The organism is Cytobacillus oceanisediminis, assembly GCF_003182355.1.
In the GTDB taxonomy this organism is placed as follows: Bacteria; Bacillota; Bacilli; order Bacillales; family Cytobacillaceae; genus Cytobacillus; species Cytobacillus oceanisediminis_A.
The window spans coordinates 1-13,905 of the sequence record NZ_QGTW01000027.1; the positions used below are offsets into that span (position 1 = coordinate 1).

The following is a 13,905-nucleotide window of genomic DNA, read 5'->3' on the forward strand; positions in this document are numbered from 1 at the left end:
TTTTTTGCCATAGAAAAATCCCCTCCAAGTAGAATTCTTTCCTCCATGGTATCATGAAGGTTTTTTTGAATGTCTACTTAAAGGGGACATTAACACTTGTGCTGGTTTTTTATGCTGAACAGCCGCAGCTTCCACCACTGCCGCAGCCGCCTCCGCAGCTTGATTCAAAGAATGGATTTCCAGTTGGGACCTTGATATGCTCTGAAACGGAGCGCCCAATAAGTACGCTTACCTCATCAAGCAAATTTTGCAGGCCAGTTTCAGCCCTTCTGAACTCTGCCACATGGCTGTCCATATCCATATCACGCTTAAGCTCCCGGATAGACATCATTACTTTTTTATATTCTGGATGATATTTGCCGAAACGCTGAACCTCTTCATAAAGCTCTTTCATTTTAACAAATTCCTGAATTTTTCTTTGTGTCTCACGGCTGTTCTTTAATTTATATAAACTTTTGCGGTAATGTTCCGCTTCCTCGGATTCGACAATCATTGCTGCAAGCTCGTCAGCTTTGTCCAATATAGCCATTCTCTCTAATGTAGCAAGCAAATAGCCCACCTCCGTTTCTTATTTTAGCATGAAACGTTGCAAAGCTAAAGCAAGGAACCTACGGGATAGAAACATAAAACTCTCTTTTTAGTTTAGAGATAGGCTGGTTTTCTTTCACAAGCTCCAGCCTGATTCGGTGCTTACCTGAAGAAAGCCCTTTTATTATAAAAGCTGCTGAGGAAATCTCCTCTTTCTTTTTTCCGTCCACATATAATAGAATTTTGCCTTTATCTTTAGCGCTCTGCCCACTAAAAGAAATTCCCTGCACGATACATTCTACAAGCACTTCCCTGCCCCTCACTTGATGCCGGACATAGAAGGGATTTTTCGTATTGCTGCTCTCCACTCCTGAAACCGGGATATCAGAGGCAAGCTCTATTGCATTTACAGGCTCAACTTCCAATTTAGTTTCAGGCTCTGGAATATCTTTTTGGCAGGCCGCAAGAACAAACAGAAAAAGTATAAAAGACAGGTTTCTTATCCCTTTCATTAATTTTTCACTCCTCAAGTTGACTTACAACAATATTTAATATAAATAGTGTTTGCACCGCTACTCTTTTTTACTCTTTAACATAATAAAAAGCTCTCTCGCTCGCGAGAAAGCTTTTTAATTGGATTGTGAATTCATTGCCTGGAACATGCTCATCATCATGGAAGCCATTTGCACCCCATTTGTAAATTTCTCGACCTGATGGGGAATGGTCTTTTTATAATAGTGCAGAGCAGCCACTTCAAGGGATTGAATTTCATGGGGATTTCTTGTTAAGGTTCTATACCAGTGGGGCTGCTCCCGGATGAATTGCTTTAATTCCTTTTTTTGATCAAGATAATCGATAATATCTTTTCTCATTCTTTCGTTCTCCTTGTGTTTAATCTTCTCGAAATGTGAACGGGTTATTTGGTTTCGTGTTTGCTGACTTTGAGCCCCCGCCAGATTGCTGCCCGCCTTGAAACTGGGAAATGACTCCCTGGACAGCTGACAGTGCCTGGCTAAGATTATTGATGTATCCCTGCATTTGATTGGCATCCATATGTTTAAGCGTCCCCATGATATTGCCCACCCAGTCGCTTTTCTTCTCTTCAGATGTTCGTTTTTCTCCCTTGTTTTCTTTAAATGAATCCCATCTTGAGTCATCTTCCCCCAGAAGGTACCAGTCCTCATATAAATCCTGCCATGTTGCATTGCCGGACCGGACTTCCCTAATAATCTGCGGGTTCTGCTTCACAAACTCTTTAAATTTTTCAACAGAGGGATGAAGCTTATTATTAGTCATGCCTATTTCACCTCATTCTGTTACAAATGCCTATATTACCATATGAATGTTAAAGGAAAAGGTGAATGAAAGGTGCTGCCCCTGAAACCTTCAACATTAATAAATTTAAAAATTCTTCCATTAGTGATAATATATGAATGCAGAAAGCTAATGAAGGGTGATTTTTCATGAACAAGGAAATAATGGAATTATTCTATAAATACACAAATCAGGCTACAGACGAGGAATTAGAGGTTTTAAAATCCGTGCTGCAGGGCTTTCATAAAAAACAAACTGGCCAAAACAGTTCCTATATAGGGGGATTGCTGCAAATGGAGCGTTCTATAACTAAAGATGAATGCATTTTAACCATCCCCCTGACACCGCTAGTGGATAATCCGCTTGGAATCCTTCATGGAGGGATTACCGCAACAGTTATCGACTCTGCAATGGGAACTCTTGCAGCTTCACTGCTGCCCGACGGGTTTGGAGCTGTAACTACGCAGTTAAACGTACACTATCTGTCAGTAGGAAAAGGTGATTATGTAACATGCAGGGCGAATATTGACCATAAAGGAACAAAGACCATGGTGTTATCTGCTGAAGTCCATCGGGCAGACGGCAGAAAGATCGCCCAGGCAACAGGCAGCTTTTTTATCATTGAAAAGAAAGGCGTCAATAATTAAAAAGCAGGTGGAAACATGGTTACCGCTATCGTTATACCGATTATTTGCCTTTACTTTTATTGGCTGACAAAAAAAGAGATGCGTGAAAGCTATGAAAAGTGGGCGGATCTCAACAATGTTCCTGAAGAAGCCATCATCTCCGGGGAGATTGTCCATATGAGCGAAAGTAAGCAAAGATATTATTATCACCGCTACGTCCATGTTCTTGACTTGACCATCCAATCATCAGCCAAAAAACAGTGGAAGGTAAAAAAGATTACTCCGTTAATGAAAAATGCCAGCTTGCCTTCTCTAAATATTGGAGACACCGTACACTTATACGGGAATTGGAAGGAAGAATATTTCCTAGTCAGCCGAATACATGTTAAAGAACAGTCTAATGTAAGAAAATAAAAGAGCCTGACTAAGTTCGGCTCTTTTCGACTTCATTATTCTTCTTCCAGCTTCCTGATGAAATTTTGGGTATAATGCTTCTTATAAACACCAACCCCCAGGTGGGTGAACTCTTCATTTAACAAGCTTTCCCTATGTCCCTTGCTATTAAGCCAGCCCTCAACAACTGCCGGTGCATCCATATAATTTGCAGCAATATTTTCTCCGGCCATTTTGTATAAGACACCTCCGGCTTCAAGCCGGTCGGCCAATTCACCGTAAGTTTTGGATATATGGGAAAAATCTTTGCTTTCATACATATCCTTGCTGTGGGCAAACGCAACGTCCGCAGTCATTTTATCCCATTCCAGCGGACTTAAATTATGCCGCACCCTCAGTACATTTGTAAGATCCAGAATCTGCTGTTCCTTCCCTCTCTCCACGTCTTCCTCAAAGGCAGGTGAAGGCAGGGGGGCTTCTAATAATTCTCCGCGGTAAACCATTTCATACGGCCGCATCTTAATTAAAGTTGCAGCATCCATTAACCTTACACTTGAAAGTGTTCCTGTAAATTTATCGATATTCAGCTGCGCATAATGGTCTCCAACCATTACCAGCGGCCTGGTATTAAGATCTTCTTCAGACAGTTCAAAACGGTAGGAGCTTTCTTTATATTCAAGATTGATATTTGTCTCAACAAAAACAGAAGAATAAATTTCACCTACAGGCTGCCCGATTTTAAAAGGACTTATGTCCAAATTTTCCCCAGTTGCAAAAATTGTGACCACTTTGTTGCCGTTTACGCCAACCTGGGCATACTTTGTATCGCTTTTATTATAAATCCACCATTCATAACCAAAAAAAGAAGGATCAATCCTGGACGGCTCACCTAAACTTTCTTTAACCTTCTGAATAGATTTTCCCATCAGCTTGGCCAAACCGTTTTCAGGAATTCCTGCATTGGAAGACATGTCTGGGTTCACATCCTGACCCAAATCCTTTATTGCCTCAGGCTGTGAATTTTCCTGGTTTACCAATATTTCTCCCTGTTCCTCACCGGTAATATCCAAATAAAAACCAGCTGCCAGAAATATGGAGATCAATACTAATATTCGCAAAAGTGTCCGCAGAGAACGCGCCCTCCCTTCTATCAACTATTCTATTTATAGTATTTAAAGAGTATAACATTTACAATGTTTTATGTAATGTGCGCTACGAAATAAAATGACAAATATATCTCAGTCTTTTGTACTAATCATACCATTAGGTGTATCGTTTATCTATTGTTTTTAAAGACGAATGCTGGCATGTGACCTGGGGAAGACAAAAAAAGAACACCATTTGGTGTCCTTTTAGTGTTGTGCTTCATTTTCATGTTTTGAGATATCGGAAAGAGCTTCTCCTGCCTGTTCATCTGTTAAGTGGCGAACAGCAAAGTCGCCAAGGGATACTATCCCGACAAGCTTGTCACCTTCCACCACAGGCAAGCGGCGAATTTGGTGCTCTGCCATCAAGCGGGCAGCTTCTCTCGATTCTGTATCTTTTTTAACTGTTACAAGATGACTGCTCATAATGTCTTCGACTTTTGAAGAAGCAGGATGCTTTTCAGCCACGCAGCGAAGGACAATATCGCGATCTGTAATCATTCCGACAAGCTTATCATTATCAACAATAGGAATAGCACCTACATTTAACTCCTTCATCTTAACCGCCACTTCATATACATTATCCAAAAGCGAGCAGCTTTCAACATCATTAGTCATAATATCACGAATTTTTTCCATGGTTTTATCCTCCTTCATTTTTTTCCACAATGAATATAGTCCAATAGTGCCCATGTAAACCGCCTTTTACATATCCAACTCCAATATTTGTAGCTCTTTTATCCAGGATGTTTGCGCGGTGAATTGAAGAATTCATCCAGGCTGAAAACATCTCATCAGCTGACCTATAGCCCGCTCCGATATTCTCCTTTACTGTCAGGAAAGAAATTTCCTGATTCCTTAACATTTTCGTAGGATTTCCATATGTAGGAGAATTATGCGACACGTATTCAAATTTCATCATATCTTTGGATTTTTGCTTAGCAGCTCCAGTAAGAATAGAATCCATTACCAGTGGCTTTAACCCTTTCTGCTTACGCTCCTCATTGGCAAGCTTCCATATAGTGCGCTCACCCTCAGCAATTTTTTGGATGCTTCTCTTCCCGGTTTGTTCAGGTATGAGTACGGTTTGTCCAGGATATATTAAATCAGGATTTTTAATATGAGAATTGCTGTTAATAATATCATTTAAATCTTTGTTGAATTTATCTGCTATTTTCCAGAGAGTGTCGGCTTTTTCAACCTTATACTCTGTAGTGGCAGCAGCAGGCCCGGAAGCTAATAAATATATTAATAAAGCTATTGTTATCGTTCTTTTTTTCATCGGCTGTTCCCCTTTCGCCTTGTTGAGCAGTAAATTAATTTTCATGTTGAAAATAGGATACAATAAATAACTTGTCTTGATTTTCCTGATGATATTTGGCAGAACTTTGTTTTCTTGCATGTATCCGTTGCATGTTACGCTTTTTTCTACTATTATTAAATTTGAGATAAACTTGTTTAAATTATGCATGGATCGTTCAGCAGAACCATGGATTGTTTTCAGGAGGGACAATTATGAAATTTGAAAACACAGGTCTGGAAAATAAAAAAGCAGACTTAACCCGCTTAGATGAAGTAATGCTATCACACGGCCTTGTCCGTGAGGGCCAATGGGATTACGAAAGAGTTACATATGACCGTAAATTTGAATTAAAGGAAGGTGTTTTTTACCTTCGAGTATTCGGATATGCAGTTGAGGGAGATGTAGGAGCACATAAAGCATTAATTCAGCTAATGACTCCACTTCTTGGCAAGCATTATTACCCGCATGGAGTTGAATATGGAGAAGGTGAAACCTTCCCGAAATCACTTGTAAATCAGTGTGAAAAAATTCTTGTTGATATTAAAACTGAAATCGATCATTTCGCGGTATAATTTAAAAGTGGAAGCTGAATGGCTTCAAAGGCAATCTTTCACTGCAAAAGACGCATGGGTACCATGCGTCTTTTTATACACAATTAATATCTCAAATCCTCTAGGGATGACTGAGGGACCATTTTGTCTATACATAGGTCAACTCTTCTTACTTTTAGGCCTGTTAAGTGAATAATTTCATCCTTGATTTCTTTCTGAATCTGGGTTGTTTCCTCCAAAATATTAATTCCCTTTTGTATGTTCATTTTTATTTTCAAATAAACTTCTGTATCTCTAAATGAGATTGAAATATTATTAGGGCTTTTTTTAAAAAAAGATAATTTATCACTTTTTACGGGGATCACACCATCCCGTTCTAGTAAACTTGATTCTACTATAGCTGAGATTATATCGCTGGCTGCTTTAATCGTTTCGAAGTTGAGATGTTCATTTTGCATCTTCTTGTCACTTCTTTCTGTCCGATTTATTTAAAGTTCTACCGGGCTATAATCTCTCAGGAAATAAAATCATGTACTTAAAGATGTTTTTATTGTTTCTAACATTAAATGCATAATATAATTGAAATGTTACTATTATTTTGTATCCTTATGTAACTGTTGAATATATGCCATTATAAAGGCTGATGCTAACTGCTTTTAGGAGTTTGGAAAGGGGATTTATTTTTGTCTGCAATATTCACTAGACGATTTTTATTTATATTAATTGGGGCTCTTCTTATTGCCGCCATATTCTACTTTATTTTACCTGTATCTGTTCCATTGATTGTTGCCTTCATTACAGCTCTCATTTTGGAACCAATCGTTAAATTGCTTCAGAATAAAATAAGAATAAATAGAAGAATATCCGTGTTGATTACTTTTATTGGATTTGTCCTTTTTATTGGTTTGTCTGGCTATTTTATTACAACGAAAGTGATTACAGAGGCGATTAAGCTTATTGAAAATGCACCTTTGTACATTAATGAAATTACAAAAGCATGGCTGCGGGCTGAGGCAGATTTTACGAATGCCGCTAAAGATCTTCCAAAGGATTTAGTTGATGAAATCAGCATCCAGGTCCAATCCTTTTTGAATAAAACAAAAGATGACCTCGTAGCCTATGTCAATATAGATAATCTAAAAGCGCTATTGACGAATATTCCAAACTATCTTGTTAGTCTCATTGTGTATCTAATCGCGTTGTTCCTATTTTTAATTGACCTTCCACGCTTAAGGAAAGGGATGTACAACCATCTGACTGAAAAAACGGCTGATAAAGTCAGATTCATGACTTCCAGGCTTTCGTATGTTGGATTTGGTTTCTTTAAGGCTCAATTCCTTGTTAGTGTGATTATTTTTATCGTTTCCCTGATCGGTCTATTATTTATTAATCCGGAAGTAGCCTTGGTTATGTCAATTATTATCTGGGTTATTGACTTTATACCGATAATTGGCTCCATCGTCATTCTTGGCCCCTGGGCCCTTTTTCATCTCTTCACTGGAGATATTGGAATGGGTACACAGCTCGCAATATTGGCAGCTGTACTGTTAATTATACGAAGAACAGTTGAACCAAAGGTAATGGGGACCCACATCGGCCTATCCCCCCTAGCGACTCTAATAGCGATGTATATCGGTTTAAATTTAATAGGCATACTCGGGTTCATCATAGGCCCGCTTTTAGTTATTGCCTTTAATTCAGCCAAAGAAGCCGGTTTAATTAAAATGAACTTTAAAATATAAAAAGCTTCCTTACTGGAAGCTTTTTGTGTGTATTTAAAAGAAATCGTAAAAAAAGGATTTTTGCAGGGGAATTTTTCTTTCAAGAACCTCGGCATCTTTTCTTGGACCTGTAATTTCACCTAAATCGTATAATTCCAGCGGACGCTTGTATCCAATGATGATTGCTGATAAAGCATTTATGGACATGTGCAAACCTCTAGCTGCAGGCTTTGCACAGCGGCTTCCTTCTTTATTCTTAAAAACAGCTGTTTCACTGCCCGTGATCAGATAGCTTCCAGTATTCCATGAAGCATGGAAATCCTCAATATGTATAAAAACTTTTTCTTCGTTATGATTAAAAGAATATTTGCTGAGGCACTTTTCCACATTTACAATTCTCCCCATAAAATACGGAAAAATCTCCATTGTTAAGTTAGGCTGATGCAGATAATATGGAAACGGATCATGTACAGAAGTGATGATCTTCACCCTCTCAATCATGGAATCATGCTGGCAGATGAAGTTCCATAAATTCACTCTGGCCTCCTGATTGAGTGCGGTGAATTCTTCTACGTCCATTTTATTATCTTTTACTTTAAAAAGAAGATAGCCTTTGCCGTCACCATTTTCGTCAAAATATACAGCAATCTGATAATCCGAATAGACAAAGTTCTCCCACCAATAGGTATCTCTGATAAGCCCTCCAGAATACTGCCCCATATATTCTTCGTAAATTTTTTCAATTGTTTTGATATGCTGGCTTTTATTAAATCGTTTAATTGAGCCTGAAGGTTTGCCTGCCATATTTAAATCAATTTTATTGATGAAAGTCTTCTTGTAATCGGTGAAAATCTCCCAGCCGAATTTTCGATAAAAAGATATATTAAAAGGGTGCAAAAATGAAAAGATCTGTTCCTGCTCATCCATCTCAACCAAAGATTGTTTTATTAGCTGGCTGACGTGGCCATTTCTTCTATACTCGGGATAGGTCGCAACCCCAGCTATGCCTCCCATCTTCCATGCATGGCCATTTATATAAACATTTAATGGAATGATATGCAGCTTAGCAGCCAGATTTTCTCCTTCCCATATACCAAAAATCGTATGCTTCTTTAACATTTCCTTGCGCTTTGGAATATCGTCTTCAGGGACATCGTACTGAAAGGCATACATGGAAAGTTTCAGTGCATCTATGTATTCTTTTTCTTCTAATTTCCTTACGTTCACTTTTTTCACTCCCGCTTTTTTCATCCTAATAAGGATTCGCTATGGAGCTTATAACTCCTTCTGGAATTCTTTATTTGTTTAAATTGAAGGGTTCACCATAGGCAGTTACCATTGCAAAATGAATAATACTTTCTTTTTTTAAATAAAATGCTCTGTTAAACTTGCCTGTTGATTTCCGCGCCGGGCACTCAGCGGATCCGCGGGCAGTCCGGGACCTCCTAGGCATGAACGCCTGCGGTGTCTCCCTTAGACTCGCGTTTCCAGCTGGACATTGAAAAAGCATCCCAGAATAAACACGGCACGAAGGAAATACGTTGCATTTTCGAGGAGCTTGTTCCCTCCGCTTCAACAACAGAGTGCCAAAATAAACAATGAGTCTTCACATTCCCAAATAAAAAAATACCGCTTCAAAGAACGGTATTCTATCATTATTATGTTCCCAGTATTGCCTTAATAACAGATGTAGTCTCCCCGCCATGGTAGAAGACATAGAGCAGCAAGTAAACAGCAACACCTGTAATCCCTGTAAAGAACCAGATAACACTTGTAACAGGCCCCAGCTTTCTATGTCTATCCAATTTATTCTTATAGCCGGTATATAGTGAAATAATTCCTAAAACAGCTCCCACAGTTGCAAGAGTAATATGGAAAATCAAGAAGATGGTATAATAAATTTTAATATCGTCAGGACCGCCAAAAGCAGTATTGCCGATAAATATGGTTCTGCTGGCATATATGACAAAGAAAATGACAGCGAACACAGCAGCTAAAGTCATCGTTTTTTTATGGGCTTCAAGTTTCTTTTTGCTAATCTGTACCCAGCCAATCGCAACAGTTATTGCGCTAAGCACAATGAATGTTGTACTAATAGTAGGCAATATTGGCAATGAATATTCCATTTCGTCTTCCTCTCTCCGGTTCTCGGTTTAAAATTCAATACTAGGTGTATCAAATAAATCACAAATTTAATTCTAGTAGAGTATACCGCTTTTTTCAACAAACTGAATGTACTTTTAAAAAAAGTTCCTTAAATGTTCAAGATTTAACTATTCATATGTGATTAAATTCACTGCACTATTGACAGAACAGAGATTGTAAAAAAACTCCAGCAATCAAGCTGGAGTTTCCCCAATTATTTAATTGGCTGCGGATTAAGCATATGTTCTTTTTCAATAGGTGTTTCTTCTTGTTCTTTTTTATACCAGGCGAAGAAGATCTGTGCTAAAACAATGCCATACACAATTTCCTGGATAATTTTCATAATAACGCCGCCCAGCTGCTGATCATGGATCAGTGACATGGAATTAAACATTTCAGGTCCGCTCAAGTTAAGGTTTGCCAATGTAGTAGAAGGAACACATAACTCAAGTGCCTGTGCCCATGCATTAGGATCCGAGTAGGTATTGTACATCGGAGTATCTGCAAAAATAATCAGCGCGCATGCAGGCGTCAGCAAAACACCATTGGCAAATACGTATCCTACCTTCTTAAGTCCGCCTAATGTATCCCTTTCAGGCAGTTCATTCAGAATAGGCCACCACATTAAAGTTGCCAGCAGGAACAATATAGTTGTATATGCCGAATGAAGCAGCATATCGGTTTTTACAATATCAAACACATCAGGTATATGGTAAATAGAAAAAACGCCATTGAACAGGATAAGGGCTATAAGCGGCTTGGTAAAGAAATCAAATAAAGGTTTAACACCTTTATAATTAATTGCCGCACGCCAAACCCATTGCGGGATTCCCAGGATTACAAGCGGAGGAACGACCAAATATAAGATAGCCATCTGAATCATATGGGCATAAAACATTAAATGGCCCATCAGGTCCACAGGAGAACCCTTAATCGCATATAAAACAACCATTCCTGAAACAAAGTATAATCCCTGCCTTTTCGTCAAAGGCTCACTGTTTTTAAATCTGGTCCGATACTTAACTGTTAATAGATAGTATCCTCCAAGAACAAGAAGCACAAATAAAAAGAATAATGGACTCCAAAGCGCACGAAAACCGAATATTTCTAAAGACATGCCTATCACCTCATTCAGTATAACTCATTATCGCCAGTCATTTTTTTAGCATTGGCCTTCTAACACATCTTTGCTCTAACTGCAATTACATTCCCAGTAATATTATACTCTCTCTCGTCCCTAATCTCAATGAAGTGCAACTCCCCATAATTTCCAAAACCCGCTTACATAAAAAGAAAATCGGCCAATAGCCGATTTTCTCCTATGATTACCACCAAATGACAGTCAGAAAGGCAATGATTGTAATAAATCCGACTAATGCGCCGGAGTATAAGAACAATGCAGGTGCTTCGTGACCTTTATGGCTCATATGCATGAAATAGTATAACTGGAAGATTACCTGCACAACTGCAAGAATCAAAATGAAAGGCACAATAAACCATGCCGAGAAACCTTCATAACCAGCTGCTACGAACGCAACAATTGTTAAGAAGATCATCATTGCAAAAGTGATAACTTGATGCTTCATCTCTTCTGCACTTTTTTTGCGTCTATATTCAATGTCTACTCTTGGGTTTCCTGAGTTTGGTTGTTGATTTGCCATCAGATTATCCCACCATTCCCATTAAATATACTACTGTGAAGATGAATACCCAAACAACGTCAATGAAGTGCCAGTAAAGGCTCGCAACATAGAACTTAGGCGCATTGTAAAGGCTTAATCCTCTTTTGCTGTTGCGGATCATTAGAGTAGTGATCCATAGTAAACCAAATGCCACGTGGGCACCATGGAAGCCGACTAATGTATAGAAGGCTGAACCAAATGCACTGCTTGTGAAACTATGATGAAATTCATGTACATAATGATTGAACTCGTAAATTTCCAAACCTAGGAAACCAAGTCCAAGCAAAACTGTAATTCCAAGCCATAGCTGCATCTTCTTAAAATTAAAGTTCTTCATATGATACATTGCATAGACGCTTGTTAACGAGCTAGTTAATAAAAGCATCGTCATCATAAATGCAAGAGGAATCTCAAATAGGTCCTTCGCTAACGCCATATCACTGCTAGGTACTTTATCCTTCAGGGCAAGGTAAGTTGCAAAGAGGGAGGCGAATAGAACTGTCTCTCCTCCAAGGAAAAACCAGAAACCTAAAAATTTGTTCTTGGCCTCGAGGGTTTGCTTTTCAGGCGACGCCGGCCATGTTTCGTATGTCATCTTTTGTTCAGCAGCCATTATGCCTTAACCCCCTTATCATTATTATCTTCCAAATCTTCTTTATGAATGTGGTAGCCATGATCATCCTTAATAGAACGGACGAACATTGAACCTAAAGTAATCAGCATACCTACAACCAATACTGGAATACCCCAGCTGTAGTCAGCTCTATACATTGCACCAAATGCAGCCACAAATAAGCCGAAAGAAATAACAAATGGAATGAAAGAATTGTTTGGCATATGGATATCACCTAGCGGTTCAGCAGGTGACATTCCCTTTTTGCCTTCCATCTTCTCAAGCCAGTAAGCATCAAGTCCGCGAATCAGCGGAAGCTGCTTGAAGTTATAGAATGGAGGCGGTGAAGGAATAGCCCATTCAAGTGTACGGCCATCTCCCCATGGGTCATTGCCAACTTTTTCGTTTTTAACAGTTGTAATAACAACATTGATTAATAATACAATCACAGCGGCTGCCATGAAGAAAGCACCAACTGTACTTACAAAGTTAGCCGTTTCCAGTCCCTGTCCAGGAAGGAAAGTAAAGATACGGCGCGGCATTCCCCAAAGTCCGAGGAAGTGCTGGATAAAGAATGTTAAATGGAATCCGATAAAGAATAACACAAAAGTAATTTTCCCAAGGAATTCGTTTAACATTGTACCGAACATTTTCGGCCAGTATAAATGTGCACCTGCAAATAATGCAAATACAACACCGCCGACAATTACATAATGGAAGTGTGCAACTACAAAGTAGCTGTCATGGTACTGATAATCCTGTGCTGCAGAAGCTAGCATAACACCAGTAACACCGCCGGCTACAAATGAAGGAATGAAGGCAACAGCCCAAAGCATTGGCGTTGTAAACGTAATGCTTCCGCCCCACATTGTAAATAGCCAGTTGAAGATTTTAATACCAGTTGGTACGGCAATTGCCATCGTTGCAACTGCGAAGATCGCGTTCGCAATTGGACCCATTCCAGTTGTAAACATATGGTGAGCCCAAACCATGAATCCTAAGAAACCGATAAGAACTGTAGCGAATACCATGGAAGAATATCCGAACAGGCGCTTTCTTGAGAAAATCGCAAAAATTTCGGAGAAGATACCGAATGCCGGTAATACCAAGATATAAACTTCAGGGTGACCAAAAATCCAGAAAAAGTGCTCCCAGATTATTGTGTTTCCTCCCATAGCCGGATCAAAGAAGTTAGATCCAAACATACGGTCAAAGATTAGCAAGAATAAACCTACTGTTAAAGCAGGGAATGCAAATAGAATTAATGCTGAAGTTACAAACGTAGCCCAAGTAAACATCGGCATACGCATATAAGTCATTCCAGGAGCACGCATGTTAATGATTGTAACAAGGAAGTTGATACCGCCAATTAACGTACCTGCACCGGAGATCTGCAATCCTAGTGCATAGAAGTCAATTCCATGCCCTTCAGAAGCAATTGATAGAGATGCATAGGAAGTCCAGCCTGCATCAGGTGCTCCTCCTAAAAACCATGAAAGGTTAAGGAATACTCCACCAAAGAAAAACAGCCAAAATCCTAAAGAATTCAAGAATGGAAATGCAACGTCACGCGCACCAATTTGCAGTGGCATTACGGCATTCATAAACGCAAATATAAGTGGCATCGCCGCTAAGAAGATCATCGTTGTACCGTGCATGGTTAAAATTTCATTATACAATCCGGCACTTACAAAATCATTGTTTGGTACTGCAAGCTGGATACGGATAAACATGGCTTCCAAACCGCCAAGCAAGAAGAAAAATCCGCCAGCTATAAGATAAAGGATCGCGATTTTTTTATGGTCAACTGTTGTTAAATAGTCCCATAATGTCGCTCCAAAACCTTTTTTCTGTGCTAAGGTACTCACAATTTTACCTCCCTTT

General features: G+C 39.2%; 18 protein-coding genes. 4 read left to right on the forward strand and 14 right to left on the reverse strand.

What is annotated here, in order from left to right; genetic code table 11:
- Nucleotides 1-109: 109 nt before the first annotated feature.
- From DFO73_RS27400 to DFO73_RS27415, 4 genes are all read right to left on the reverse strand, one after another.
- Complete coding sequence (locus tag DFO73_RS27400) at nt 110-550, reverse strand: YlbF family regulator (protein WP_110067821.1); 441 nt, start codon at nt 548-550, stop codon at nt 110-112.
- Nucleotides 551-608: 58 nt separating this feature from the next.
- Nucleotides 609-1,040: a hypothetical protein gene (locus DFO73_RS27405; protein WP_110067822.1), complete on the reverse strand. Its 432-nt coding sequence runs from the start codon at nt 1,038-1,040 to the stop codon at nt 609-611.
- 117 nt (nt 1,041-1,157) lie between these two features.
- Complete coding sequence (locus tag DFO73_RS27410) at nt 1,158-1,400, reverse strand: YlbE-like family protein (RefSeq protein ID WP_110067823.1); 243 nt, start codon at nt 1,398-1,400, stop codon at nt 1,158-1,160.
- A gap of 19 nt (nt 1,401-1,419) precedes the next feature.
- A complete protein-coding gene (locus DFO73_RS27415; RefSeq protein WP_110067824.1) occupies nt 1,420-1,824 on the reverse strand; it encodes a YlbD family protein in 405 nt (134 codons plus the stop codon).
- A 167-nt stretch (nt 1,825-1,991) separates the two neighbouring features.
- Between DFO73_RS27415 and DFO73_RS27420 the strand changes: the two genes are divergently transcribed.
- Both DFO73_RS27420 and DFO73_RS27425 read left to right on the forward strand, forming a co-directional pair.
- The gene (locus DFO73_RS27420) at nt 1,992-2,489 is read left to right on the forward strand and encodes a PaaI family thioesterase (protein ID WP_110067825.1); all 498 of its coding nucleotides are present in this window, start codon (nt 1,992-1,994) and stop codon (nt 2,487-2,489) included.
- Between the two features lie 15 nt (nt 2,490-2,504).
- Nucleotides 2,505-2,882 (forward strand): hypothetical protein, encoded by a 378-nt coding sequence (locus tag DFO73_RS27425; protein ID WP_110067826.1) that lies wholly within the window; start codon nt 2,505-2,507, stop codon nt 2,880-2,882.
- 35 nt (nt 2,883-2,917) lie between these two features.
- Here DFO73_RS27425 and DFO73_RS27430 read toward each other — a convergent pair whose 3' ends face one another.
- The 3 genes from DFO73_RS27430 to DFO73_RS27440 all read right to left on the reverse strand — a co-directional run bounded on the left by DFO73_RS27430 (nt 2,918) and on the right by DFO73_RS27440 (nt 5,288).
- Complete coding sequence (locus DFO73_RS27430) at nt 2,918-3,991, reverse strand: CAP domain-containing protein (protein ID WP_375137357.1); 1,074 nt, start codon at nt 3,989-3,991, stop codon at nt 2,918-2,920.
- 222 nt (nt 3,992-4,213) lie between these two features.
- Nucleotides 4,214-4,645, reverse strand: a complete 432-nt coding sequence (locus tag DFO73_RS27435) for a CBS domain-containing protein (RefSeq protein WP_110067827.1) — start codon at nt 4,643-4,645, stop codon at nt 4,214-4,216.
- A 4-nt stretch (nt 4,646-4,649) separates the two neighbouring features.
- Complete coding sequence (locus DFO73_RS27440) at nt 4,650-5,288, reverse strand: CAP domain-containing protein (RefSeq protein ID WP_110067851.1); 639 nt, start codon at nt 5,286-5,288, stop codon at nt 4,650-4,652.
- 233 nt (nt 5,289-5,521) lie between these two features.
- Here DFO73_RS27440 and DFO73_RS27445 point away from each other — a divergent pair, with 233 nt between their 5' ends.
- Complete coding sequence (locus DFO73_RS27445) at nt 5,522-5,881, forward strand: YugN family protein (protein ID WP_110067828.1); 360 nt, start codon at nt 5,522-5,524, stop codon at nt 5,879-5,881.
- Nucleotides 5,882-5,964: 83 nt separating this feature from the next.
- Here the strand turns inward: DFO73_RS27445 and DFO73_RS27450 are convergent, their stop codons facing one another.
- Nucleotides 5,965-6,318, reverse strand: a complete 354-nt coding sequence (locus DFO73_RS27450) for an Asp23/Gls24 family envelope stress response protein (protein ID WP_110067829.1) — start codon at nt 6,316-6,318, stop codon at nt 5,965-5,967.
- A gap of 225 nt (nt 6,319-6,543) precedes the next feature.
- Between DFO73_RS27450 and ytvI the strand changes: the two genes are divergently transcribed.
- Nucleotides 6,544-7,602, forward strand: coding sequence for a sporulation integral membrane protein YtvI (gene ytvI / locus DFO73_RS27455; protein WP_110067830.1), 1,059 nt, complete (start codon nt 6,544-6,546; stop codon nt 7,600-7,602).
- A 33-nt stretch (nt 7,603-7,635) separates the two neighbouring features.
- Here ytvI and DFO73_RS27460 read toward each other — a convergent pair whose 3' ends face one another.
- The 6 genes from DFO73_RS27460 to ctaD form a co-directional block, all read right to left on the reverse strand.
- Nucleotides 7,636-8,808, reverse strand: a complete 1,173-nt coding sequence (locus DFO73_RS27460; protein WP_110067852.1) for a GNAT family N-acetyltransferase — start codon at nt 8,806-8,808, stop codon at nt 7,636-7,638.
- A 431-nt stretch (nt 8,809-9,239) separates the two neighbouring features.
- Nucleotides 9,240-9,707: a DUF420 domain-containing protein gene (locus tag DFO73_RS27465; protein WP_110067831.1), complete on the reverse strand. Its 468-nt coding sequence runs from the start codon at nt 9,705-9,707 to the stop codon at nt 9,240-9,242.
- A gap of 233 nt (nt 9,708-9,940) precedes the next feature.
- Nucleotides 9,941-10,843, reverse strand: coding sequence for a cytochrome c oxidase assembly factor CtaG (gene ctaG / locus DFO73_RS27470; protein ID WP_110067832.1), 903 nt, complete (start codon nt 10,841-10,843; stop codon nt 9,941-9,943).
- A gap of 208 nt (nt 10,844-11,051) precedes the next feature.
- Nucleotides 11,052-11,387 carry a cytochrome c oxidase subunit IVB gene (gene ctaF / locus DFO73_RS27475; protein WP_110067833.1) on the reverse strand — a complete coding sequence of 112 codons (336 nt, stop codon included), beginning with the start codon at nt 11,385-11,387 and terminating at the stop codon, nt 11,052-11,054.
- Nucleotides 11,388-11,391: 4 nt separating this feature from the next.
- Complete coding sequence (locus DFO73_RS27480; RefSeq protein WP_110067834.1) at nt 11,392-12,021, reverse strand: cytochrome (ubi)quinol oxidase subunit III; 630 nt, start codon at nt 12,019-12,021, stop codon at nt 11,392-11,394.
- On the reverse strand, nt 12,021-13,889 hold the full coding sequence (gene ctaD / locus DFO73_RS27485) for a cytochrome c oxidase subunit I (protein WP_110067835.1): 1,869 nt from the start codon (nt 13,887-13,889) through the stop codon (nt 12,021-12,023). Before ctaD ends, DFO73_RS27480 begins: the two co-directional genes overlap by 1 nt.
- Between the last annotated feature and the right edge of the window lie 16 nt (nt 13,890-13,905).

Bases quoted from the DNA above. Each gene is read 5' to 3' on its own strand.
- DFO73_RS27405 (WP_110067822.1), bottom strand. From the start codon at position 1,040: ATGAAAGGGATAAGAAACCTGTCTTTTATACTTTTTCTGTTTGTTCTT.
- DFO73_RS27410 (WP_110067823.1), bottom strand. From the start codon at position 1,400: ATGAGAAAAGATATTATCGATTATCTTGATCAAAAAAAGGAATTAAAG.
- DFO73_RS27415 (WP_110067824.1), bottom strand. From the start codon at position 1,824: ATGACTAATAATAAGCTTCATCCCTCTGTTGAAAAATTTAAAGAGTTT.
- DFO73_RS27420 (WP_110067825.1), top strand. From the start codon at position 1,992: ATGAACAAGGAAATAATGGAATTATTCTATAAATACACAAATCAGGCT.
- DFO73_RS27425 (WP_110067826.1), top strand. From the start codon at position 2,505: ATGGTTACCGCTATCGTTATACCGATTATTTGCCTTTACTTTTATTGG.
- DFO73_RS27435 (WP_110067827.1), bottom strand. From the start codon at position 4,645: ATGGAAAAAATTCGTGATATTATGACTAATGATGTTGAAAGCTGCTCG.
- DFO73_RS27440 (WP_110067851.1), bottom strand. From the start codon at position 5,288: ATGAAAAAAAGAACGATAACAATAGCTTTATTAATATATTTATTAGCT.
- DFO73_RS27445 (WP_110067828.1), top strand. From the start codon at position 5,522: ATGAAATTTGAAAACACAGGTCTGGAAAATAAAAAAGCAGACTTAACC.
- DFO73_RS27450 (WP_110067829.1), bottom strand. From the start codon at position 6,318: ATGCAAAATGAACATCTCAACTTCGAAACGATTAAAGCAGCCAGCGAT.
- DFO73_RS27465 (WP_110067831.1), bottom strand. From the start codon at position 9,707: ATGGAATATTCATTGCCAATATTGCCTACTATTAGTACAACATTCATT.
- ctaG (WP_110067832.1), bottom strand. From the start codon at position 10,843: ATGTCTTTAGAAATATTCGGTTTTCGTGCGCTTTGGAGTCCATTATTC.
- ctaF (WP_110067833.1), bottom strand. From the start codon at position 11,387: ATGGCAAATCAACAACCAAACTCAGGAAACCCAAGAGTAGACATTGAA.
- DFO73_RS27480 (WP_110067834.1), bottom strand. From the start codon at position 12,021: ATGGCTGCTGAACAAAAGATGACATACGAAACATGGCCGGCGTCGCCT.